This is a genomic window from Pseudomonas vancouverensis (assembly GCF_004348895.1).
Lineage (GTDB): Bacteria > Pseudomonadota > Gammaproteobacteria > Pseudomonadales > Pseudomonadaceae > Aquipseudomonas > Aquipseudomonas vancouverensis.
Map to the genome: position 1 here is coordinate 240,906 of NZ_RRZK01000002.1, position 23,649 is coordinate 264,554.

General features: G+C 61.3%; 21 protein-coding genes and 2 tRNA genes. 14 read left to right on the forward strand and 9 right to left on the reverse strand.

What is annotated here, in order from left to right; all coding sequences use genetic code 11:
- Positions 1-35: 35 nt before the first annotated feature.
- From EIY72_RS01360 to EIY72_RS01370, 3 genes are all read left to right on the forward strand, one after another.
- Complete coding sequence (locus EIY72_RS01360) at positions 36-1,595, forward strand: AmpG family muropeptide MFS transporter (protein ID WP_093225986.1); 1,560 nt, start codon at positions 36-38, stop codon at positions 1,593-1,595.
- A gap of 142 nt (positions 1,596-1,737) precedes the next feature.
- Positions 1,738-3,453 carry a proline--tRNA ligase gene (locus EIY72_RS01365; RefSeq protein ID WP_093225988.1) on the forward strand — a complete coding sequence of 572 codons (1,716 nt, stop codon included), beginning with the start codon at positions 1,738-1,740 and terminating at the stop codon, positions 3,451-3,453.
- 19 nt (positions 3,454-3,472) lie between these two features.
- Complete coding sequence (locus EIY72_RS01370) at positions 3,473-4,426, forward strand: hypothetical protein (RefSeq protein ID WP_093225991.1); 954 nt, start codon at positions 3,473-3,475, stop codon at positions 4,424-4,426.
- A 50-nt stretch (positions 4,427-4,476) separates the two neighbouring features.
- On the opposite strand, the gene dinB is transcribed toward EIY72_RS01370, so the two are convergent.
- Positions 4,477-5,538 (reverse strand): DNA polymerase IV, encoded by a 1,062-nt coding sequence (dinB, locus tag EIY72_RS01375; RefSeq protein ID WP_093225994.1) that lies wholly within the window; start codon positions 5,536-5,538, stop codon positions 4,477-4,479.
- 299 nt (positions 5,539-5,837) lie between these two features.
- Here dinB and EIY72_RS01380 point away from each other — a divergent pair.
- The 4 genes from EIY72_RS01380 (at position 5,838) to EIY72_RS01395 (ending at position 10,438) form a co-directional block, all read left to right on the forward strand.
- A tRNA-Met gene (locus EIY72_RS01380) sits at positions 5,838-5,914 on the forward strand.
- 231 nt (positions 5,915-6,145) lie between these two features.
- Positions 6,146-6,222: transfer RNA gene (locus EIY72_RS01385), tRNA-Met, on the forward strand.
- Between the two features lie 278 nt (positions 6,223-6,500).
- Positions 6,501-9,143, forward strand: a complete 2,643-nt coding sequence (gene mprF / locus EIY72_RS01390; RefSeq protein ID WP_093225998.1) for a bifunctional lysylphosphatidylglycerol flippase/synthetase MprF — start codon at positions 6,501-6,503, stop codon at positions 9,141-9,143.
- On the forward strand, positions 9,143-10,438 hold the full coding sequence (locus EIY72_RS01395; protein ID WP_093226001.1) for a virulence factor family protein: 1,296 nt from the start codon (positions 9,143-9,145) through the stop codon (positions 10,436-10,438). The genes mprF and EIY72_RS01395 overlap by 1 nt, the downstream gene beginning before the upstream one ends.
- A 256-nt stretch (positions 10,439-10,694) precedes the next feature.
- On the opposite strand, the gene EIY72_RS01400 is transcribed toward EIY72_RS01395, so the two are convergent.
- On the reverse strand, positions 10,695-12,596 hold the full coding sequence (locus EIY72_RS01400) for a potassium transporter Kup (RefSeq protein ID WP_093226004.1): 1,902 nt from the start codon (positions 12,594-12,596) through the stop codon (positions 10,695-10,697).
- 291 nt (positions 12,597-12,887) lie between these two features.
- On the opposite strand from EIY72_RS01400, the gene rimO reads away from it, so the two are divergent.
- The 5 genes from rimO (at position 12,888) to EIY72_RS01430 (ending at position 17,171) form a co-directional block, all read left to right on the forward strand.
- Positions 12,888-14,225 carry a 30S ribosomal protein S12 methylthiotransferase RimO gene (rimO, locus tag EIY72_RS01410; RefSeq protein ID WP_093226007.1) on the forward strand — a complete coding sequence of 446 codons (1,338 nt, stop codon included), beginning with the start codon at positions 12,888-12,890 and terminating at the stop codon, positions 14,223-14,225.
- A 201-nt stretch (positions 14,226-14,426) separates the two neighbouring features.
- Positions 14,427-14,900: a GNAT family N-acetyltransferase gene (locus EIY72_RS01415; RefSeq protein WP_093226010.1), complete on the forward strand. Its 474-nt coding sequence runs from the start codon at positions 14,427-14,429 to the stop codon at positions 14,898-14,900.
- A gap of 105 nt (positions 14,901-15,005) precedes the next feature.
- On the forward strand, positions 15,006-15,716 hold the full coding sequence (locus EIY72_RS01420) for an rRNA pseudouridine synthase (RefSeq protein ID WP_093226013.1): 711 nt from the start codon (positions 15,006-15,008) through the stop codon (positions 15,714-15,716).
- Between the two features lie 78 nt (positions 15,717-15,794).
- Entirely contained in the window at positions 15,795-16,265 is a 471-nt protein-coding gene (locus tag EIY72_RS01425) for a YehS family protein (RefSeq protein WP_093226016.1), read from the forward strand.
- Between the two features lie 135 nt (positions 16,266-16,400).
- Positions 16,401-17,171, forward strand: a complete 771-nt coding sequence (locus tag EIY72_RS01430) for an SDR family oxidoreductase (protein ID WP_093226019.1) — start codon at positions 16,401-16,403, stop codon at positions 17,169-17,171.
- A gap of 25 nt (positions 17,172-17,196) precedes the next feature.
- Here EIY72_RS01430 and EIY72_RS01435 read toward each other — a convergent pair whose 3' ends face one another.
- The 4 genes from EIY72_RS01435 to EIY72_RS01450 form a co-directional block, all read right to left on the reverse strand.
- The gene (locus EIY72_RS01435) at positions 17,197-18,432 is read right to left on the reverse strand and encodes an RNA polymerase sigma factor (protein WP_093226023.1); all 1,236 of its coding nucleotides are present in this window, start codon (positions 18,430-18,432) and stop codon (positions 17,197-17,199) included.
- Positions 18,432-18,917: an SRPBCC family protein gene (locus EIY72_RS01440; RefSeq protein ID WP_093226026.1), complete on the reverse strand. Its 486-nt coding sequence runs from the start codon at positions 18,915-18,917 to the stop codon at positions 18,432-18,434. The genes EIY72_RS01435 and EIY72_RS01440 overlap by 1 nt, the downstream gene beginning before the upstream one ends.
- A 26-nt stretch (positions 18,918-18,943) precedes the next feature.
- Positions 18,944-19,288 carry a YciI family protein gene (locus EIY72_RS01445; protein WP_093226029.1) on the reverse strand — a complete coding sequence of 115 codons (345 nt, stop codon included), beginning with the start codon at positions 19,286-19,288 and terminating at the stop codon, positions 18,944-18,946.
- Positions 19,289-19,367: 79 nt separating this feature from the next.
- Positions 19,368-19,793, reverse strand: a complete 426-nt coding sequence (locus tag EIY72_RS01450) for a YybH family protein (RefSeq protein ID WP_093226032.1) — start codon at positions 19,791-19,793, stop codon at positions 19,368-19,370.
- A 142-nt stretch (positions 19,794-19,935) separates the two neighbouring features.
- On the opposite strand from EIY72_RS01450, the gene EIY72_RS01455 reads away from it, so the two are divergent.
- Positions 19,936-20,421 (forward strand): GNAT family N-acetyltransferase, encoded by a 486-nt coding sequence (locus EIY72_RS01455; protein ID WP_093226035.1) that lies wholly within the window; start codon positions 19,936-19,938, stop codon positions 20,419-20,421.
- A 67-nt stretch (positions 20,422-20,488) separates the two neighbouring features.
- On the opposite strand, the gene EIY72_RS01460 is transcribed toward EIY72_RS01455, so the two are convergent.
- The 3 genes from EIY72_RS01460 to EIY72_RS01470 form a co-directional block, all read right to left on the reverse strand.
- Positions 20,489-20,977 carry a GNAT family N-acetyltransferase gene (locus tag EIY72_RS01460; RefSeq protein WP_093226037.1) on the reverse strand — a complete coding sequence of 163 codons (489 nt, stop codon included), beginning with the start codon at positions 20,975-20,977 and terminating at the stop codon, positions 20,489-20,491.
- 103 nt (positions 20,978-21,080) lie between these two features.
- Entirely contained in the window at positions 21,081-21,566 is a 486-nt protein-coding gene (locus tag EIY72_RS01465; protein ID WP_093226040.1) for a GyrI-like domain-containing protein, read from the reverse strand.
- 68 nt (positions 21,567-21,634) lie between these two features.
- Positions 21,635-22,255 carry a LysE family translocator gene (locus EIY72_RS01470; protein ID WP_231985607.1) on the reverse strand — a complete coding sequence of 207 codons (621 nt, stop codon included), beginning with the start codon at positions 22,253-22,255 and terminating at the stop codon, positions 21,635-21,637.
- A gap of 181 nt (positions 22,256-22,436) precedes the next feature.
- Here EIY72_RS01470 and alaC point away from each other — a divergent pair, with 181 nt between their 5' ends.
- Entirely contained in the window at positions 22,437-23,648 is a 1,212-nt protein-coding gene (alaC, locus tag EIY72_RS01475; RefSeq protein WP_093226043.1) for an alanine transaminase, read from the forward strand.
- Position 23,649 lies beyond the last annotated feature (1 nt).

Consider the following 23,649-nt stretch of genomic DNA (forward strand, 5'->3'; position numbering starts at 1 on the left):
TTTGTTTTCGTATTTCTTGAGGCAGACTCCAGCCCATGCCCCGTAAAACCTGGCGCGCCGCGCTCGCCGCCTATGCCAGCCCTTCGACACTCGTGCTGTTGCTGCTTGGTTTCGCCGCCGGCTTGCCTTACATGCTGGTGTTTTCGACGCTTTCGGTCTGGCTGCGTGAAGCCGGTGTGGCTCGCGAAACCATTGGCTATGCAAGCCTGATCGGCCTCGCCTATGCCTTCAAATGGGTATGGTCACCCCTGCTCGACCAGTGGCGCCTGCCCTTGCTGGGCAAGCTCGGTCGACGACGTTCCTGGCTCGTACTGTCTCAGTCGCTGGTGATCCTCGGCCTGATCGGCATGGGCTTCTGCGACCCACAAAAACACTTGTCCTGGCTGATCGCCATTGCCGTCGTGGTTGCGTTCGCCTCGGCGACGCAAGACATCGCGGTCGACGCCTACCGCCTGGAAATCGCCGAAGACAACCGCCAGGCCGCCCTCGCCGCCAGCTACATGTCCGGCTACCGGATCGCCGCGTTGCTGGCCACGGCCGGCGCGCTGTATTTCGCCGAAGGTTTCGGTTCCACTGGCTTCAACTATCAACATTCCGCCTGGGCCGGCACCTACGTGCTGTTCGGCGCGCTGATGGTGCCGGCACTGCTGACCAGCCTGTTCATGCGCGAACCGCCGGTGCCCCTGCGCACGCAATTGCAGGCCGGGCGCTACAGCTTCGCGCACCAACTGGCATCGGTATTCGTGCTGATCGTCTTGCTGGTTTCCGTACCGGCGATGTTCACCCAGCTCTACAACACTGACTTTGCCAGCGTGCTGTTCCATGGTGTCAGCCTGCTCGACCTGCTGCTGGAAGACCGCGCGTTCCTGCGTGCCATTCTCTACACCCTCCTCACCGCCCTGTGCCTCTCGGCCATGGGCCGTCGCGGACTGGCGCCAGTGCTGACACCGGTCAATGACTTCATCCTGCGTTATCGCTGGCAGGCATTCCTGCTGCTCGGGCTGATCGCCACCTATCGGATGTCCGATACGGTGATGGGCGTGATGGCCAACGTGTTTTATATCGACCAGGGCTTCACCAAGGACCAGATCGCCAGCGTCAGCAAGATTTTCGGCCTGATCATGACCCTGGTGGGCGCCGGCATGGGCGGCCTGCTGATCGTGCGCTTCGGCATTCTGCCGATCCTGTTCATCGGCGGTGCGGCGTCCGCTGCCACCAACCTGCTGTTCCTGATGCTGGCCGACATGGGCCCGAACCTGCAGATGCTGATCGTGACCATTTCCCTGGACAACTTCAGTTCCGGCATGGCGACCTCGGCGTTCGTGGCCTATCTATCGAGCCTGACCAACCTCAAGTTCTCCGCCACCCAGTACGCCCTGCTCAGCTCGATCATGCTGTTGCTGCCGCGCCTGATCGGCGGCTATTCCGGGGTCATGGTGGAAAAATTCGGTTACCACAACTTCTTCCTGATCACCGCGTTGCTCGGTGTTCCGACCTTGGTGCTGATTGCCCTGCACTGGTTCCAGGAAAGCCGCCGCGAAGGTCCGACCCCCACGCCGGAGCCGGTACAGGCACCGGTCGCCGAAGAATCGTAGGATCTTTACACAGGAAATTTCGCAGGAGGCGGTACGAATTCCGCCCCCTGCCACACCACCGACCGCACGCCTGTACGCCAGCGGATCTCGCCCGTACAATGCTCCGTCATTTCTCGTCATCAGCAATCGATAACGGCCAACCATGCGCACCAGTCAATTTTTGCTCGCCACACAGAAAGAAACGCCTTCCGACGCGGTCGTGATCAGCCATCAGCTGATGCTGCGCGCCGGCATGATCCGCAAACTCGCCTCGGGCCTGTACACCTGGCTGCCGATGGGCTTGCGAGTGATGCGCAAGGTCGAAGCCGTCGTTCGTGAAGAAATGAACGCTGCCGGTTCTCTCGAAGTGTTGATGCCGAGCACCCAGCCAGCCGAGCTGTGGCAGGAATCCGGGCGCTGGGAAGAGTACGGCCCTGAATTGCTGCGTTTCAAGGATCGCCACGGTCGCGATTTCTGCGCCGGCCCGACCCATGAAGAAGTCATCACCGACCTGATGCGCAACGAATTGAGCAGCTACAAGCAGCTGCCGATCAACCTGTATCAGATCCAGACCAAATTCCGTGACGAAATCCGCCCACGCTTCGGCTTGATGCGCGGCCGCGAATTCATCATGAAGGACGCCTATTCGTTCCACGCTGACCAGCCTTCGCTGCAGGTCACCTACGACCGTATGCACCAGGCGTACTGCAATGTGTTCACTCGCCTGGGCCTGAAGTTCCGCCCTGTGGAAGCCGACAACGGCTCTATCGGTGGCGCCGGTTCCCACGAGTTCCACGTACTGGCCGAGTCCGGCGAAGACGACATCGTCTTCAGCAACGGCTCCGACTACGCGGCGAACATCGAGAAAGCCGAAGCCGTACCGCGTGAAACCTCCCGCGCTGCGCCAAGCGAAGAACTGCGTCTGGTCGATACCCCGGACACCAAGACCATCGCGGCCCTGGTGGAAAAATTCAATCTGCCGATTGAAAAGACCATCAAGACCCTGATCGTCCACGCCGAAGAAAAAGGCAAGCTGATCGCCCTGATCATCCGCGGCGACCACGAACTGAACGAAATCAAGGCAGCCAACCAGCCTGGTGTCGCCAGCCCGCTGGTCATGGCCTCCGATGCCGAACTGCGTGACGCCATCGGCGCCGGCGCCGGTTCCCTCGGCCCGCTGAACCTGCCACTGCCGATCATCATCGACCGTTCGGTCGAGCTGATGAGCGACTTCGGCATCGGTGCCAACATCGACGACAAACACTACTTCGGCGTGAACTGGGAGCGTGACCTGCCGGTTCCAACCGTTGCCGACCTGCGTAACGTCGTGGCCGGTGATCCGAGCCCGGACGGCAAAGGCACTCTGGAAATCAAGCGCGGCATCGAAGTCGGCCACATCTTCCAGCTGGGCAACAAGTACAGCAAGGCGATGAAGTGCGAAGTGCTGGGCGAGAACGGCAAGCCGGTCACCCTGGAAATGGGTTGCTACGGTATTGGCGTGTCCCGCGTGGTGGCCGCCGCCATCGAGCAGAACAACGACGAAAACGGCATCATCTGGAGCGATACCCTCGCGCCTTTCCAGGTTGCCCTGGTACCGCTGCGCTACGAAACCGAGCAGGTGCGCGAAGCCACCGACAAGCTGTACGCGGAACTGACCGCCGCCGGCTTCGAAGTGCTGCTGGATGACCGTGACAAGAAAACCAGCCCGGGCATCAAGTTCGCGGACATGGAGCTGATCGGCATTCCGCACCGCATCGTGGTCAGCGACCGTGGTCTGGCCGAAGGCAACCTGGAATACAAGAGCCGCACCGAGGCCGAAGCGCAAGCGCTGCCGGTTGCCGATGTGCTGTCCTTCCTTCAGGCCCGCATCCGCCGCTGATACCAGATATAGAGACGTCATGTTCAAGCGAAACACCTTAGGCCTCGGTGGTGCCGCCCTGTGCGGCTCCCTGCTGGTCAGCGGCTGTGCCAATCACATGTCGCAACGCAGCGAGCACGAGGAACGGGTCGAGCGCAAACTGCTCGATCACAGCCTGCAGGTCGAGGTTGGCGAGCCCAATGTGCTGGAACTGCCGCAGCGACGGGTGAAAATCCACGAGCAGAAGACCTTCGAAGTCACCGAGTACGAAGTGACGCGTCACTACGACCGCTACACGCCGTACCAACCCTGGCGGGAGATCTACGAGATCCCGCTGGGCGCGGTTGCGGTGGTGGCGGGCGCAGCAGCCAACGTGGTCAACGTGTTTGCCCTCGGCAACCTGCCGGACAGCATGACCAAGGATTGGCTCAGCTACGGTATCGCCGGGCTCAACCCGTTCATGAACGTGCAGTCCCATGGTCGCGCGCAGCAGAACCTGGCCGGCATCGACGAAGTCCAGCGTGACAAGCGCACGGAATATTCGAGCCTGCCCTGGAGCGAGCGCCCGGTGGAGGTCAAGGCCGGCAAGGAAACGTTCGAGCTGAGCACCGACAAGAACGGCATCCTGCGCCTGAACCTGCTCGACAGCCCGTTCGCCGAACATGACATCAACCATCTGACCCGCTTGCTGATCAGGGTCGAAGACGCCCAGGACAATGTCCACACCGATGCGGCCCTGGCAATCAGCAGCACGTTGCGTAGCAAACTCTATGAAGCTCACGGCTTGATCTACGACGATCTGGAAGGCGATGACGTCAGCCAGTGGGTTCACCGGGTCAAGCGCCTGTCAGAACTGGGTCTTGAAGAAGAAGCCAACGAGCTGGAACAGAGCCTGATCGAGCTGACACGCAATGATCCGGAGTTGCAGCGAGAATTCCTCAAGTCGCTGACCCGGGATGGCGAACGCCTGGTTGCCAACCCGGAACTCAATTAAGCGCTACCACCAAACAAAAACGCAGCCATGGCTGCGTTTTTTGTTTGTGCCTAGCGCTCGAACAGCTCCATCTGTTCATACCCGCCGCGCAAATCCTCCAGCCTCACCCCAACCCCGAGCAAGCGCACCGGTTTGCCACCGCGATTGAACGCTTGGGTGAGCATCAACTGATAGCTGCCCAAATCCCGCCCTGCCCCGGCCTGCTCCAGGGTGGTCTGGGTGAAATCGTGGAATTTCACTTTGACGAAGGGCTTGCCCGGTCGATAGCTGCTGTCGATTCGTGCCATGCGCCCGGCCAGGGTGTCCAGCAACTCAGGCAACTTATCCAGACAGCTGCGCAAATCGGGCAGGTCGACATCGTAGGTATTTTCCACGCTGATCGACTGACGACGACTGTCGTTATGCACGACCCGCTCATCAATCCCACGCGCGAGGCTCCAGAGTCGTTCGCCAAAACTGCCGAATTCGCGCACCAGCGCCAACTTGTCCCACTCCCGCAACTGCGAGCAATCGGCAATGCCGAGTTTGCCCAGTCTGTCAGCGGTGACCTTGCCGACCCCGTGCAACTTGCTGACCGGCAGGCCGCTGACGAAATCCTCGACCTGATCCGGAGTAATCACGAACAAACCGTTGGGCTTCTTCCAGTCACTGGCGATCTTGGCGAGAAACTTGTTCGGCGCCACGCCCGCAGACACGGTGATATGCAATTGATTGGAAACGCGGCGACGGATGTCCTGGGCGATCCGCGTAGCGCTGCCGCCAAAATGCGCGCTGTCCGAAACATCGAGGTAAGCCTCGTCGAGCGACAGGGGCTCGATGATCTCGGTGTAATCGCGAAAGATCGTATGGATCTCCTTCGACGCTTCTCTATAGGCATCCATGCGCGGCTTGACGATGGTCAGGTCCGGACAGAGCTTCAAGGCATGCCCCGAAGACATGGCCGATCGCACGCCATAGGCTCGCGCCTCGTAATTGCAGGTCGCAATCACGCCCCGACGGTCTGCCGAGCCCCCCACCGCCAGCGGTTTGCCGGCCAGGCGCGGGTCGTCGCGCATTTCGATGGCGGCGTAGAAACAGTCACAATCGACGTGGATGATCTTTCGCTGAGTCATATCAAAGCAGTGTTCATGGCAGGAAAAGGCGTCAATGCGTGCCGGATAAACAGTATCGCACCGACACCTGTATATAGCACCAGTAGTCTGAATGTTCTTCTGCTTACGTAGGAGGAGTCGCTGCAGAATTTATTTTTTCAATCGAAAAAACACTTTCGATAGAGCCGCAGCCCTTGCCCTGCCTGCGTCTCAGCCTGACAAGCGACGACATTTTGCAGCTAAGCAATTGAACCAGAACAGCTTTTTTCAATATTGGCGGTTGACACCCCCACGTATCTCTATAGAATGCGCCACACAGACGCGGGATGGAGCAGTCTGGTAGCTCGTCGGGCTCATAACCCGAAGGTCGTCGGTTCAAATCCGGCTCCCGCAACCAAACATCAAAAAAGGCTACTCGAAAGAGTGGCCTTTTTTGTGCGTGCTCGTTTTTCACTGCCCTGCCGCCAACCGGCGCACAGCGCAGAATCGCAGCGAAACAAGAAATCGTTCTGATTCCGAAACTTAAGTAGCACCTGCGACCGTTTGACGCGATTGAACGTTTATTTGACCTGCCGCCGGATTAACGGTTGACACCCCGGAGTTTCTCTATAGAATGCCGCCACACAGACGCGGGATGGAGCAGTCTGGTAGCTCGTCGGGCTCATAACCCGAAGGTCGTCGGTTCAAATCCGGCTCCCGCAACCAAACATCAAAAAAGGCTGCTCGAAAGAGTGGCCTTTTTTGTATCTGTTGAAAAAGTCCTTTCGCAACAATGATCTGTCACTGTGTAGCACGCCGTTCGAGGTCTGCAATGCGCTGAGTTCCGTCTATGCTCTATCGCAAGCTAAACCCTCTACGACTGATAGCACGTCGTCCCCGTCATCCGGTGATAGGCGTTAATATTTGTGATTATTTTTTTCTACAGGGATTGGTAACTTGGCTGGATACCTCCATCCTGTCGCGCACAATCCAAGAGGTGATTGATGCGCGCCAACTCGTCTGATTCACAAGACACCGTCACCGCGACACAACCGATCAAGGCTGAGCGTCTGCGCCTGCTTGATCGTTTGAGCAAATACCGTCAACCCATCGGATTGGCGGTAACCCTGCTGTTGTTCGCGATCGCCCTGATTGCCTGCCGACATTTGTTGAGCGAGCTCGACCTCTACGCCCTGCACGACTCGATCCTCGAAGTGCCCAAGCCTGCCTTGCTCGGCGCCCTGGGCGCCACCGTGGCCGGCTTCATTATTCTGTTAGGTTACGAATGGTCGGCCAGTCGCTATGCCGGCGTGAACCTGGCCCCGCGCACACTGGCCCTCGGCGGCTTCACCGCGTTCGCCATTGGCAACGCCATCGGCCTGTCGATGTTGTCCGGCGGTTCGGTGCGCTACCGTCTATATGCACGGCATGGCCTGGGGGCGGCCGAAGTCGCCCACATGACGCTGTTCGCCAGCCTCTCCCTGGGCTGCGCCCTGCCCCCGCTGGCCGCACTGGCCACCCTGAGCAACCTGCCCGCCGCCTCCACGGCACTGGGCCTCTCAGAGACCTTGCTGGGCAGCATTGCCGCAGCGGTGCTGGTGTTGTTCTCGGTGCTGGCCATCGGTATCTATCGTCGCCGCCTGCCGGAACAACCTTACGAGGATAATCTGCTGGTTCGGGTCGGCCGTCGCACGTTGCGCCTGCCAGGTCGCCGCCTGACCTTCCTGCAACTGATCATCACCGCGCTGGACGTGGCCGCCGCCGCGACCGTGCTTTATCTGTTGCTGCCCGAAGCTCCGCCCTTCGGCGCGTTCCTGCTGGTCTACCTGCTGGCCCTGGCCGCCGGCGTGCTCAGCCATGTACCCGGTGGTGTCGGCGTCTTCGAAGCCATCCTGCTGGCGGCATTCTCCGACACCCTCGGTGCCGCGCCACTGGCCGCTGCCCTGCTGCTCTATCGCTTGATCTATGTGGTGCTGCCGTTGCTGGTGGCCTGCCTGTTCCTGCTGATCAATGAAGGCCAGCGCCTGTTCCAGACACGCCAGACCCTGCGCGCAGCCTCGGGCCTCGCGGCGCCGATTCTGGCCTTGCTGGTGTTCATGTCCGGCGTGGTCCTGCTGTTCTCCGGCGCGACGCCGGAAATCGACACCCGCCTTGAACACATCGGCTTCCTGATCCCCCATCGCCTGGTTGACGCCTCGCACTTCGGTGCCAGCCTGGTCGGCGTGCTGTGCCTGTTGCTGGCCCAAGGCCTGCGCCGGCGCCTGTCGGCCGCGTGGATGCTGACCACCATACTGTTGCTGGTCGGCGCCCTGCTCTCGCTGCTCAAGGGATTCGACTGGGAAGAAGCGAGCCTGATGGTGCTGACCGCGAGCCTGCTCGGGGTTTTCCGTCGTTCGTTCTATCGGCCAAGCCGCTTGACTGAAGTGCCGTTCTCGCCGCTCTACCTGGTGTCCAGCCTGTGCGTGCTCGGTGCATCCATCTGGCTGCTGCTGTTCGCCTATCAGGATGTGCCGTACAGCCATCAGCTGTGGTGGCAATTCACCCTCGACGCCGACGCCCCGCGCGGCCTGCGCTCGTTGCTCGGCGCCGCGGTACTGCTGGTGGTGGTGTCGCTGACCTGGCTGCTGCGCACCGCGCGTCCGACCATTCACCTGCCGATGGCCGAAGAGCTGGAGCGCGCGAACAGGATTCTGATGGCCTCCGCGCAGCCCGATGGCGGCCTGGCCCTGACCGGTGACAAGGCGCTGCTGTTCCACCCCAACGACGAAGCCTTCCTGATGTATGCCCGCCGTGGCCGCAGCCTGGTGGCGTTGTATGACCCGATTGGCCCAGGCCAGCAACGTGCGGAAATGATCTGGCAGTTCCGCGACCTGTGTGACCTGCATCACGCCCGTCCCGTGTTCTATCAAGTGCGCGCCGAGAACCTGCCGTACTACATGGACATCGGCCTGACGGCGATCAAGCTCGGTGAAGAGGCCCGGGTCGACCTCAAGCGCTTTGATCTCGAGGCCAAGGGCAAAGAGATGAAAGACCTGCGCTACACCTGGAACCGTGGCACCCGTGATGGCCTGTCGCTGGAAATCCATGAGCCGGGTCATGCGCCGATGGATGAACTCAAAGTCATTTCCGATGCCTGGCTGACCGGCAAGAACGTCCGTGAGAAGGGCTTCTCCCTCGGCCGCTTCAGCGATGACTACCTCAAGTATTTCCGCATAGCGGTGATTCGTTTCGAAGGACGCCCGGTCGCGTTCGCCAACCTGCTCGAGACCTACGGCCACGACCTGGCCAGCCTCGACCTGATGCGCGCGCACCCGGACGCCCCGAAGCTGACCATGGAGTTCATGATGGTCGGCCTGATCCAACATTATAAAAACCATGGATACGCGCGCTTTAGCCTGGGCATGGTGCCGTTGTCGGGGTTGCAACCCCGTCGCGGTGCACCACTGACCCAGCGCCTGGGCTCGATGGTATTCCGCCGTGGTGAGCAGCTCTACAACTTCCAAGGCTTGCGCCGCTTCAAAGACAAGTTCCAGCCTGACTGGGAACCCCGTTATATGGCCGTGCCCGCCGGACTCGATCCGTTGGTGGCACTGGCCGACACTGCTGCCCTGATCGCGGGCGGCTTGACTGGATTGGTGAAACGCTGATGATTCAACGCTCCCTGAAGTACATCCTGGCCGCATTGATTGTGCTGGCCGTGATTCTCGGTGGCGGTTACTGGTACCTGAAACGCCCGGCACCGGAACCGACCCTAGAACAGCTGACCCCGGCCGACGGCACGGCGATAACCCGCGTCATCCCCGGCACCCGCCCCCGCGCCCAAGTGCTGGTGGCAGTCAATGACGAGCAAAAACTCAGCGACCAGCAACTGCTGACCCTGAGCCGCAGCGGCTCGGCGCAGATCGTTCAGGTGATCCTGCCCAAGGACTGCCTGCTGCAAAGCCGCGCCCTGCAAACCGGCCTGCGTGAGCTTAATGGCCCGGCGACCCTGGTCAGCGGTATCGGCCCCGGCGCCGTGCTGGCCTGGCGCTGGCTGGCCGAGCAGAAAGACGACAAGGCCCAGGCCGTCTCTGTTGACCTGGCCCTGGAAAAAGGCGGCTGCACCCACCTGTTCCCGAAAAGCGCCGCCCACGGCCACTGGCTGGTGGCCTGGAACGACAACCCGGACGATGCCAGCGCCGGTTTCGTGCGCGATCAACCCAACGCCGAAACCAGCATCAGCGACTACGACATCAACCTGCCGCAAGTGCTGAACAACGAACTGCGCAAGATCCTCGTCGGTGGCGACAAGGCCGCGGGCGGCCTGCAGATCCCGGTGGTCGAAGTGCCTGCAGGCCAGGCCAAGGACACCGTGACCCTGTTCCTCTCCGGTGACGGCGGCTGGCGCGACCTTGACCGCGACGTGGCGGGCGAGATGGCCAAGATCGGTTATCCGGTGGTCGGCATCGACACCCTGCGCTACTACTGGCAACACAAGAGCCCGGAACAGAGCGCCCTCGACCTCGCCGAGCTGATGCAGCACTACCGGCAGAAATGGGGCACCAAACGCTTCATCCTGACCGGCTACTCCTTTGGCGCCGACGTACTGCCGGCCATCTACAACCGCCTGGCCGAGTCCGAGCAGAATCGCGTCGATGCGATCATCCTGCTGGCCTTCGCCCGCACCGGCAGCTTCGAAATCGAAGTTGAAGGCTGGCTGGGCAACGCCGGCAAAGAGGCCGCCACCGGTCCGGAGATGGCCAAGTTGCCGGCCGCCAAAGTGGTGTGCATCTACGGTGAAGAGGAAGCCGACGAAAGCGGCTGCACCGACAAGACCGCCGTGGGCGAAGCCATGAAGCTGCCAGGTGGCCATCACTTCGATGAAAACTACCCGGCACTGGCCAAGCGTCTGGTGGACATCATCGAGAAGCGCCAGCCGAAGGACGAAACGGCGGCGGAGTGATCCACGCCGCAACAAAAAAGCCCTCGCTGCCTGACGGTCGCGGGGGCTTTTTCATTACAGCAAACACCACATTCCCCCAGTAGGAGCGAGCATGCTCGGGGCGGCGTTCCGACGATGGCGGCGTGTTAGTCAACATTGATGTCGCTTGTTACATCGTCATCGCGAGCATGCTCGCTCCTACAGGGGAAGTTTCGTAGTTAGCGAGCACAAAAAAGCCCCCACTGCCGCAAGGCAACGGGGGCTTTTTGTCAGTGGCTTACATCTCCACCTGCGTCCCCAGCTCAATCACCCGGTTCAGCGGCAGGTTGAAGAAGCGCAAGTTGCCGTTGGCGTTCTGCAACATGAACGCAAACAGCGCCTCACGCCAGCGCGACATCCCTTCCAGCTTGGAGGCGATGACCGTCTCACGACTGAGGAAATAGGTGGTGCGCATCGGGCTGAAATCCAGCTCGTCGAGGTGGCAGAGCTTCAGCGCCTTGGGCACGTCCGGCTCGTCGGTAAAACCAAAGTGCAGGATCACCCGGAAGAAGCCTTCGCCATAGGAATCGACTTCGAAGCGGCGCGATGGCGGCACCCGCGGAATGTCTTCGTAGACCACCGTCAGCAACACCACCTGCTCGTGCAACACCTGGTTATGCAGCAGGTTGTGCAACAGCGCATGGGGCACGGCATCCGGGCGCGCCGTCAGGAACACCGCGGTGCCCTGCACTCGATGCGGCGGTTGTACGGCGATGCTGCTGATGAAGATCGGCAGCGGCAGGCCACCTTCGTCGATGCGCTCGACCAGCAACTGCTTGCCGCGCTTCCAGGTGGTCATCAGGATGAACAGCGCGAGACCGGCGACCACCGGGAATGCACCGCCCTGGACGATCTTCGGCACGTTGGCGGCGAAGTACAGGCCATCGACCAGCAGGAAGCCCAGCAGGATCGGCACCACCAGCACCGGTGGCCACTTCCACAGCAGCAGGATGACCGCCGACACCAGGATGCTGGTCATCAGCATGGTACCGGTCACGGCCACGCCGTAGGCCGAGGCCAGGGCGCCGGAGGACTCGAAGCCCAGCACCAGCAGGACCACGCCGACCATCAGCGACCAGTTCACCGCGCCAATATAGATCTGCCCTTGCTCGGCGCTGGACGTATGGCGGATGTGCATGCGTGGAATGTAACCGAGCTGGATCGCTTGGCGGGTCAGGGAGAACGCACCGGAAATCACCGCTTGTGAGGCGATCACTGTGGCCAGGGTCGACAGGCCGACCAGCGGAATCAGTGCCCAGCTCGGCGCCAGCAGGTAGAACGGGTTGCGCGCCGCTTCCGGATCGCCCAGCAGCAAGGCGCCCTGGCCGAAGTAGTTGAGCACCAGTGCCGGCAGCACGAGGATGAACCAGGCACGGGCAATCGGTTTGCGGCCAAAGTGGCCCATGTCGGCATACAGCGCTTCGGCACCGGTCAAGGCCAGCACCACCGCGCCGAGGATCGCCACGCCCATGCCCGGGTGCTCTCTGAAGAAGCGCACGCCCCACAGCGGGTTCATGGCCTTCAAGACTTCCGGGTGCTGGGTGATGCCGTAGACGCCCAGCGCGCCCAGCACCAGGAACCAGGTGACCATGATCGGCCCGAACAGGATGCCGATGCGCGCCGTACCGTGGCTCTGGATCAGGAACAGCCCGACCAGTACGACCAACGACAATGGCACCACCCAGTGGTCGATGCCGTCGAAGGCCAGCCCGAGGCCTTCAATGGCCGAGAGTACGGAAATCGCCGGGGTGATCATGCTGTCGCCGTAGAACAGCGCCGCGCCAATCAGCCCGCACACTACCAACAGCGAACGCAGTTTGGTCCGGTGGCCCGCCGCCCGCCGCGCCAATGCGGTCAGGGCCATGATGCCGCCCTCGCCCTGGTTGTCGGCACGCAGCACGAACATCATGTACTTGATCGACACGACCCAGATCAGCGACCAGAAAATCAGCGCCAGGATCCCCAGAACCCCGTCATGGTTGACCGGCACGCCATACCCGCCGGAGAACACTTCTTTGAGGGTGTACAACGGACTGGTGCCGATATCGCCATAAACCACCCCGACTGCCGCGACCAACATGCCGATCGGCTTGACCGCCGAATGTTCGGCGCCCGCAGTCTGACTACTTGCCTGACCCATCCACCACTCCTACTACCCAGACTCGGGCTTCTTTAAAGAAGCACTATGCTTTGATGTGCAGCATGCGCCGTTTTACTTCACGTTACAGACGTTTTGTTGACTATAAAAAATCAGTAAAGCGTTACGGCGCGAAGCATAGCGCAGCACTCGTCGTATTTCCCTGCATAAAGCTGGTCAAGTGCGTCTCTCATCGCTAGAATTGCGCACTTTTTGATCAGAGGCGTGCATCAAGCGCCCGTCCGTCGTCTTGCCACACCCGGCACGAGGCGTCACAAAACACCGAGGTTAGACATGTCCACCACTCCTGCGTCGGCCAATCCAAAGGTTGGCTTCGTATCCCTGGGCTGCCCCAAAGCACTGGTCGACTCCGAGCGCATCCTTACCCAGCTGCGCATGGAAGGTTATGACGTTGTGTCCACCTACCAGGACGCCGACGTCGTGGTCGTCAACACCTGCGGCTTCATCGATTCCGCCAAGGCCGAGTCCCTGGAAGTGATTGGCGAAGCCATCAAGGAAAACGGCAAGGTCATCGTCACCGGCTGCATGGGCGTCGAAGAAGGCAATATCCGCGACGTGCACCCAAGCGTGCTGGCCGTGACCGGTCCGCAGCAGTATGAGCAAGTGGTCAACGCCGTGCACGAAGTCGTGCCGCCGAAACAGGACCATAACCCGCTGATCGACCTGGTGCCGCCACAAGGGATCAAGCTGACCCCGCGCCACTACGCCTACCTGAAGATTTCCGAAGGCTGCAACCACAGCTGCAGCTTCTGCATCATCCCGTCGATGCGTGGCAAGCTGGTCAGCCGCCCGGTGGGTGATGTACTCGACGAGGCCCAGCGCCTGGTCAAGTCCGGCGTCAAAGAGCTGCTGGTGATCTCCCAGGACACCAGCGCCTACGGCGTCGACGTCAAGTACCGCACCGGTTTCTGGAACGGCGCGCCGGTGAAAACCCGCATGACCGAACTCTGCGAAGCCTTGAGCACCCTCGGTGTCTGGGTTCGCCTGCACTATGTTTACCCGTACCCGCACGTGGACGAACTGATCCCGCTGATGGCCGCCGGCAAGATCCTGCCGTACCTGGACATCCCGTTCCAGCACGCCAGCCCGAAAGTGCTGAAGTCGATGAAACGCCCGGCGTTCGAAGACAAGACCCTGGCGCGGATCAAGAACTGGCGTGAAATCTGCCCGGACCTGATCATCCGTTCGACCTTCATCGTCGGCTTCCCGGGCGAAACCGAAGAAGACTTCCAGTACCTGCTCAACTGGCTGACCGAAGCCCAGCTCGACCGCGTCGGCTGCTTCCAGTACTCGCCCGTCGAAGGCGCACCGGCCAACGACCTGGACCTGGAAGTGGTGCCGGACGACGTCAAGCAGGACCGTTGGGAGCGCTTCATGGCGCACCAGCAGGCCATCAGCTCGGCGCGCCTGCAAATGCGCATCGGCCGTGAAATCGAAGTGCTGGTCGATGAAGTCGACGAGCAAGGCGCGGTTGGCCGCTGCTTCTTCGATGCCCCGGAAATCGACGGCAACGTATTCATCGACAACGGCAGCAACCTCAAGCCCGGCGACAAGGTCTGGTGCAAAGTGACCGACGCCGACGAATACGACCTGTGGGCTGAACAGATCTGACCTGTAAGAGCGAGCCTGCTCGCGATGCGATCCGGCCCTCAACACATCGTTGACTGATCCGACGTTATCGCGAGCAAGCTCGCTCCCACATGATTTTTTCTGCTCCGAAGCCCCGCATCCCCTTGGATGCGGGGCTTTTTTACGGCTATCGTTTGAGATTGAACGGATTCACCTCACTCACAGCAAAAGGGGCAGGCGGGCATGCGTCAGCATTCGGTCATCCACACACCGAAACAAAGCGATTTCGAAGAATTGACCCGGGTCTGGGAGGCCTCGGTGCGCGCCACCCATGACTTTCTGCCGGACAGCTACATTGAGCTGTTGAAGAACCTGGTGCTGACCCGCTACCTCGACATGGTCATGCTGATCTGCACCAAGGATTCGAACCAGCGCATTACCGGGTTTGCCGGGGTGGCGGCGGGCAAGATCGAAATGCTCTTCATCGATCCGGCCCATCGCGGCCAGGGCCTGGGCAAGAAGCTGCTGCGCTATGCCCTGGAACACCTCAACGCCGATGAACTGGACGTCAACGAGCAGAACCCGCAGGCCCTGGGGTTCTACTTCAAGCAGGGCTTTGAAGTGATCGGACGCTCGGAAGTCGACGGCATGGGCCAGCCGTATCCGCTGCTGCACATGCGCATGCGCCACGCAGAACAACTGACGCGTAACGGCTGATACACAGACTCCACGCCCACAAAAAGCCCCTGCGGCAAAATGCTTCCGGGATTAACCGGCGCCCAGCAGGTACAATGCCTACCCCCTTTTTGTTACGGCCCTGACATGACTGACCCGATTCGTCTCTCCAAACGCCTCATCGAACTCGTCGGCTGTTCCCGTCGGGAGGCTGAGCTGTTCATCGAGGGCGGCTGGGTCACCGTCGATGGCGTCGTGATCGACGAGCCGCAGTTCAAGGTCGACACCCAGACAGTCGCACTGGACCCGGAGGCCAAGGCCACCGCGCCGGAGCCGGTGACCATCCTGCTCAACGTGCCCGCCGGCATGGACGCGGACACCGCCATGGCAACCCTCAGCGCCGAGACCCTGAGCGAGGAGCACCGCTACGGTAAACGCCCGCTGCGTGGCCACTTCGTGCGCCTGACTGCCAGCACCGACCTGCAGGCCAATGCCAGCGGCCTGCTGGTGTTTACCCAGGACTGGAAGATCCTGCGCAAGCTCACCGCTGACTCCAGCAAGATCGAGCAGGAGTACGTGGTCGAAGTGGAAGGCGATATGGTGGACCACGGCCTCAATCGCCTGAACCACGGCCTGACCTACAAGGGCAAGGAGCTGCCGGCGGTGAAAGCCAGCTGGCAGAACGAAAACCGCCTGCGCTTTGCCATGAAGAATCCACAGCCGGGGATCATCGCCCTGCTCTGTCAGGCCGTCGGCCTGAGCGTCATCGGCATCCGTCGCATCCGCATTGGCGGCGTGTCCATCGGCAAGGTGCCCGTGGGGCAATGGCGCTACCTGTCCGGCAAAGAGAAGTTCTAAGAGTCTCCCGGTTGCCCTACATTTTTCGGCGCGGCAGTTATCTGCGGCGCCCACAGCGAAATCATCAGGACCGCACACATGATTCATAACGACGTACTGCGCAGCGTGCGCTACATGCTCGACATCAGCGACAAGAAAGTCATCGAGATCATCAAGCTCGGCGGCATGGACGTGGCCCTGGCAGACCTGGTGACCTACCTCGACAAGAAAGAGGAAGACGAAGAAGGCTTCGTGCGCTGCCCCGACGAAGTCATGGCGCACTTTCTCGACGGCCTGGTGATCTTCAAGCGCGGCAAGGACGACAGCCGTCCGCCGCAGCCCATCGAAGTGCCGGTGACCAACAACATCATCCTGAAGAAACTGCGCGTCGCCTTCGAACTGAAGGAAGACGACATGCACGCGATCCTCAAGGCCGCCGAATTCCCGGTGTCCAAGCCGGAGCTGAGCGCGCTGTTCCGCAAGTTCGGCCACACCAACTACCGCCCATGCGGCGACCAGTTGCTGCGCAACTTCCTCAAGGGCCTGACCCTGCGCGTACGTCCACAGTAAGAAGAAGCCCCCGTAGACGCTGGCCAGCCAGTGCCTGCGGGGTCGAATGCCTGCCTATTCCGCGCAAAAATAGTGGCTCCGCTTTCGGCATCTGACGGCTAGGGTGTAATGACCCTCAAGTCCTCAGGATTCGCCATGCATCCCTACTTTTCCCTGCAAGGCCGCACCGCACTGGTGACCGGCGGCACCCGCGGTATCGGCAAAATGATCGCCAAGGCCTACGTCGAGGCCGGCGCCACCGTGTACGTCTGTGCCCGTGACGTCGAAGCCTGCCTGCAAACGGCGGACGAGCTCGGCGCCCTCGGCCGCTGCCATGGCATTGCCGCCAACCTGGCCACCGAGGAAGGCGTGCAGCAGCTGGCCGCCCGTCTGGGCGAGCAGATCACTCACCTCGACATTCTGGTGAACAACGCCGGCACCACCTGGGGCGCGCCATTGGAGAGCTACCCGGTCAAGGGCTGGGAAAAGGTCATGCAGCTCAACGTGACCTCGGTGTTCAACTGCATCCAGCAGTTCCTGCCCCTGCTGCGCAAGGCCGGCTCCGAAGCCAACCCGGCACGGATCATCAACATCGGCTCCGTGGCCGGGATCTCCTCTTTCGGCGAACAGGCCTACGCCTATGGGCCGAGTAAAGCCGCGCTGCATCAACTGTCGCGGATTCTGGCGCGGGAACTGGTCAGCCAGCACATCAACGTCAACGTGATTGCGCCAGGGCGTTTTCCGAGCAAGATGACCCAGCACATCGGCAACGATGAACAGGCTCTGGCCCAGGACACGGCGCTGATCCCGATGAAACGTTGGGGCCGCGAGGAAGAAATGGCCGCGCTGGCCATCAGCTTGGCCAGTACTGCCGGTGCCTACATGACCGGCAATATCATTCCCCTCGATGGTGGATTCAGCCTTTAGGCATCACGAATGCGGCTTTCGGCCATCATTCCAGCGCCTTGAGCCGCTCCTCGATGAATTGCCGCTCGGGTTCCTGCCGAGTCAGCTCCAGCGCACGCTGATAGGCCTCCCGCGCCTCCTCCACCCGGCCCAACTGCCGACAGAACTCGGCCCGCGCCGAATGCGCCAGGTGGTAATCGAGCAGTTCGCCCCGCGCCAGAATGGCCTCCACCAGCGTAAGTGCCGCCAGCGGACCATCGCGTTTGGAGATCGCCGCGGCGCGATTCAACTCAATCACCGGCGACGGCATGGCCCGTTGCAACACGTCATACAAACCGACGATTTGCTCCCAATCGGTATCCGCAGCCGTCGCCGCCTCGGCATGTACCGCGGCAATCGCTGCTTGCAGGCAATAAGGCCCGAAGCGCCGCGAGGCCAAAGCGCGCTCGATCAAGCCGCAGCCTTCGGCGATGAGCTCGGCGTTCCACAGCGAACGATCCTGCTCGTCCAGCACGATCAGTTTGCCGTCCTTGTCAGTTCTGGCCGGCCGTCGCGATTCATGCAGCAGCATCAACGCCAGCAAACCCATGACTTCCGGTTCCGGCAGCAACTCCATCAGCAGGCGGCCCAGGCGGATGGCTTCGCGGATCAGGTCCTCGCGAATCAGCTCTGCGCCGCCGGACGCCGAGTAGCCTTCGTTGAATACCAGATAGATTACCCGCAGCACGCTATCCAGGCGTTCCGGCAGTTCGCCGAGGGTCGGCACCTGATAGGGGATTTTCGCGTCACGAATCTTGGCTTTCGCCCGCACGATGCGTTGGGCGATGGTCGCTGGGGCCGACAGGAAGGCCCTGGCGATTTCTTCGGTGGTCAGGTCGCACACTTCGCGCAGTGTCAGCGGGACTTGCGCATCCGCCGCCAGCGCCGGGTGACAACAGGTGAAGATCAGCCGCAGGCGATCGTCTTCCACGTCTTCTTCACTCCACTCGACCTGCTCCAACTCCTCCAATTGCGCGATCAGCAGCGGCTGCGAAGCGGCAAATCGCGCGCGCCGGCGCAAAGCGTCTATGGCCTTGAAGCGCCCGGTGGACACCAGCCAGGCACGCGGGCTGGCGGGCACACCGTCCCGCTGCCAGCGTTCGACCGCGACGAAAAACGCCTCGTGCAAGGCTTCTTCGGCGAGGTCGAAATCCCCCAGCAAACGGATCAGGGTCGCCAGGATGCGCCGCGAGTCCTCGCGGTAAACCTGCTCGACCCGTGCCGCGACCGATACACCCAACATCAGTCGGGCAAGCCTTCGATCAGCGTGACCATGCGGTCCAGGCTTTGTCCCCAGCCATCGTGAAAGCCCATGGCCTCGTGGGCCTGACGATCCTCTTCGGACCAATGCATGGCGCGCGCGGTGTACAGGGTCTTGCCGTGTTGCTCTTCGAAGGTCACCTCGGCGGTCATGAACGGTTTGCCCGAGGGAATCCAGCCCGGTACGAAGGCGTCGGTAAACACCAGCCGCTCTGGCGCGACAATCTCCAGGAACACACCCATGGTCGGGTACTCGGCACCGTCCGGGGCGCGCATCAGGGTGCGAAACTGGCCGCCGACCCACAGGTCCATGTCGCATTCGGGGGTGGTCATGCCATGGGGCCCCCACCACTGGGCGAGCAAACCCGGCTCGGTCCAGGCTCGGAAGACTTTTTGCGGGGGCGCATCGATCAGGCGGCTGATCGATAATTCAATCGGGGCTTTCTGCTTGGCAGCTGACGAACTCATCGGGACACTCCTGTTTATTGTTGTTTTCAGACGTTCAACTGGCGAATCGGACGGACCTCGACACAGCCAACCCGGGCTGCCGGAATATCCTTGGCCACCTGGATGGCTTCGTTGAGGTCCCTCGCATCGATCAGGTAGAAGCCGGCCAACTGCTCCTTGGTTTCAGCGAACGGGCCGTCGGTGATCGACACCTTGCCGTTGCGCATGCGCACCGTGGTCGCGGTCTGCACCGACTCCAGCGCTTCGGCAGCGATCATCCGGCCACTGCCCTGGATGGACTCGGCATAGGCCAGGCACTCTTCATCCTTCGGGCTTTCCGGCAGCGAATGCAGCAAGTGCTCATCGCTGTAGACCAGGCATAGATACTTCATGAATCTCTCCAGGATCGAACGGAACAACTATGGGCGCAGTTGAAGGGTTTGCGCGGTTTGCCGACCAATAACGCGGCCGTCAGGGCTTCAGATCGAACAAGGCCGCGCCGCTGGCCATGTCGAAGGGCGCCGACCAGTGCTCATGCACGATTGCCCACACGCCGTTGACCTGACGATAGCCCGCCGTGCCACGCATCCAGCAGGACTGGGTTTCACCTTTGTCGTTGGTGCCGCCGCAATGGGCCAGCCAGTGGGCGAAAGCGGTCTCCTGACCCGCTTCGATGCGGATGTCGTGAAACTCGAAGATGTGCGGGCCCGGGCACATCTCCATGCAGTCCTGCCAATGGGCGCGGTACGCGGCCTTGCCCTTGAATTGCAGGGCTTTCACTGCATCGAAGGAGACGATGTCGTCGGCGTACAGGGCCATGATCTGGTCCACGTTCTTGGCGATGACGGCCTGACGATAGGCCTCGATCAAGTTCTGAATCTGGGTGTGCGCACTCATGGTGGTTCTCCGTGGTTTTCATAAGGAAGACACCCTTTGTCGATTGGGCGAACGCCGAATCGACAGCCTAAATAAAAATAAATCCATCGGAGCAAACTCGTTAGAATTCGAAACACATTCGTGTTGGAAAAAGGACACTCCAGTGACAGCTCGTCTCGTGCCGTATGAAAGCCTGAATGCGCTGCAACGCCAGCAGGTCGAGGCCATCGAAGTACACCCGGAGCAGGTGCGCTTCAGCGGCGATATTCACGGTGCCTTGCACACCCTGCTGTCCAAACCGGGCCCCGGCGTCAAAGGCTTTGCCTTGCTGGCCGAAGACCTTCCCGTAGCCTTCCTGTTACTCAAACGCCCGCCGGTGCTACCGGCCTGGGCCGATGAGCACAGCGCGACCCTGCACGCCCTGCAAGTCGATCAGCGCGCCCAGGGCATGGGTTACGGCAAGGCGTGCCTGCAAGCGTTGCCCGAGGCAGCGCGCCAGGCATGGCCGGAAATCAAGGGGCTGGAGTTGTCGGTGGACGCGGACAACGAAGCGGCGATTGCGCTTTATGGTCGGTATGGTTTTGTCGACAGTGGCGAAGCGTATCGGGGGCGGATCGGCTATGAGCGACGGATGGGGATGGTGTTCTGATCCCACTTGAATCGACACCTGGAATTATTGTGGGAGCAAGCTCGCTCCCACAGAGGATTTTTGCCGCTTAGAGCGTCAACACCATCTCATGCCAAGCCATCCCGCCATGGTCGGATGCCGATGGCTTGATATAGGCAAAGCCGAAACCGGCATACAACGGCACATGCCGTTCCTTGCACATCAAGTTGATGCTGACCTTGCCCATGGCGCGCATGCGCTCGATGAACTCGTTCATCAGGCGCTTGGCCAACCCCTGTCCCTGATAATCGGGGTGCACCACCACCGACATGATCACCACGTGCGGGCCGTCCGGGTCGTGGCCGATCAGCTCCTTGAACGCCTCGTCCGACATTTCCACTTCAAAGGCTGCGCCGGAATTGATGAAGCCGGCGACCACGCCGTCCACTTCGGCGACGATAAAACCCTCGGGCCAGGTCGCGATGCGCGTGGCGATTTTTTCTCGCGTCGCGGCCTCGTCACCTTCGTAGGCGAGGGTTTCGATGGCAAAGCAGCGGTCCAGGTCAGCGGGCGTGACGTTGCGAATGACGGTGTTCATGGCAGCTCGGAATCAGCGGGGGGAAGGCTGCGATGATAGACAATCGGCGGCGCTTTGGAACAGCTCCAGTGACGGATCGGCCATCCGCCGCTGGAGAACAGCTTCACACCTTGAGCGGCACCCAGATCTCCAGCGTGCCGGTGTGCAGTTTCGGGTTGAAATCTTCACTGTAGCGCTCCAGCTCCGGCGCATCGGCCACCACTCGCCCCGACCGCGGCAGCCAGGTGTCGAAGATGTAGCGAAAGGTCTGCGGCAAGGCACTCAGCGGGCCTTGATGCTCGAACACTGCGTATTGCTGCGGCTGGATTTCGATCCAACGGTACTTTTCCGGCAAATCGTCGAGTTTGCTGATCTCGACCCCGGCAATGTATTCGAAGCCGCCCTTGCCGTCGAAATTGCAGCAGACGCCGTAGGTCACTTCGCCTTTCTGACCGGGAATCCGGCCCAGATGCGGGATGAACTTCTCCCAGAGTTCGGGAATGTCCTGGGTGGTCTGCGGGCTGAATCGCCCGCCAAAGCCTGCAATGAGCAGGAAGTGACCGTGTTCCAGACGCGGCTCCGTCAGTGCAACGCGTGCTTGCTCTTCCATGACTCGACTCCTGACGCACAAAAAATGGGTTCGGCTGGGAGTATAGAAGCCACAGCCGATTCGCCCAGTTACAGGGCGTGCAGCTGCTCGACGGCAGCTGCGCCGAAAAATTCGTTATAGCCAGATAGGATCACGTACACCGCGAAATAGCAGAAGATCGCCGCCGATGCCATGTACGAGTAGCGCAACAGCTTGTCCCCCAGCAACTTGCCGCCGTGGCTCGCGGCGAAGCACAGGCCGGCCGACCAGAGCAGACCGGCACAGAGGAAACCACCGAGGAACAGTGCCGAACTCATGGGGCCACCACCGCCGGATCGGGCAATCAAGGTGCCGCCCACGGCGGCGAACCAGAGAATCGCGCTGGGCGAAGACATGGCGAGGAAGATCCCGCGGAAAAACTCCTTGCGATGGGAGTTGTGCCCCACCTCCGCCGTTTGTGCCAGGACCGCTTCATGGTGAATAGCCGAATGGATCATCTTCACCGCGAAGTACACCAGCAACGCCGAGCCGCCGATCCACAGGACCCAGCGCACCGTCTCGTATTGCAGCAGGACGGTCATGCCGGCCAGGGCCAGCACGGCGTAGATCAGGTCACCGACGCAGGTCCCCAGGCCCAGGGCAAAGCCTTGAAAATAGCCGCGCTGCATGGCCAGGGTGATCATCGCGATGTTGGCGACGCCGATAACCAGTCACAGCGAAAGGCTCAGCAGGAAGCCGCTGGTAAATTCCATCAAACCCTATCCTTCGGAAAAATTTGTTTACATCGAGGCTGGACAGTCTGCCACAGCTGCCCGTACATTCCGCCACAGGTCACCGCAGTGACCAGCGTCGCTCGGACGGTTCCGGGCGCTTACGTTATCCGAGGCAACAATGGCCGAACAAGGTTCGCCGCGCCGCTTTGCGCGCATAGATCGACTCCCCCCCTACGTTTTCAACATCACAGCCGAGCTGAAGATGGCCGCCCGACGCCGTGGCGAAGACATCATCGACTTGAGCATGGGCAACCCTGACGGCGCCACGCCACCGCACATTGTCGAGAAACTCGTGCAGGTTGCCCAGCGCGAAGACACCCACGGCTACTCCACGTCCAAGGGCATTCCGCGCCTGCGCCGGGCGATTTCCAACTGGTACAAGGAACGCTACGAGGTCGACATCGACCCGGAAAGCGAAGCCATTGTCACCATCGGCTCCAAGGAAGGCCTGGCGCACCTGATGCTGGCCACCCTGGACCAGGGCGACACGGTGCTGGTGCCCAACCCGAGCTACCCGATCCACATCTACGGTGCCGTGATTGCCGGCGCCCAGGTGCGTTCGGTGCCGCTGGTGCCGGGGGTGGATTTCTTCGCCGAGCTGGAGCGGGCCATTCGCGGTTCGATCCCCAAGCCGAAAATGATGATCCTCGGCTTCCCGTCCAACCCGACCGCACAGTGTGTGGAACTGGACTTCTTCGAACGGGTGATCGCCCTCGCCAAGCAGTACGACGTACTGGTGGTGCACGACCTGGCCTACGCCGACATCGTCTACGACGGCTGGAAAGCGCCGTCGATCATGCAGGTGCCGGGGGCCAAGGACATTGCGGTGGAGTTCTTCACCCTGTCCAAGAGCTACAACATGGCGGGCTGGCGCATCGGCTTCATGGTCGGCAACCCGGAACTGGTCAACGCCCTGGCGCGGATCAAGAGCTACCACGACTACGGCACCTTCACCCCGCTGCAAGTGGCGGCGATTGCCGCGCTCGAAGGCGATCAGCAATGCGTGCGCGACATCGCCGAGCAGTACCGGCAGCGCCGCAACGTACTGGTCAAGGGCCTGCATGAACTGGGCTGGATGGTGGAAAACCCGAAGGCGTCGATGTACGTCTGGGCCAAGATCCCCGAAGCCTACGCGCACCTGGGTTCGCTGGAGTTCGCCAAGAAACTGCTGGCCGAGGCCAAGGTCTGTGTCTCGCCGGGTGTTGGCTTTGGTGAGTATGGCGACGATCACGTGCGCTTCGCGCTGATCGAGAACCAGGACCGGATTCGCCAGGCCGTGCGCGGGATTCGCGGAATGTTCCGGGCGGATGGGTTAGTCAGCAAACCCTGAT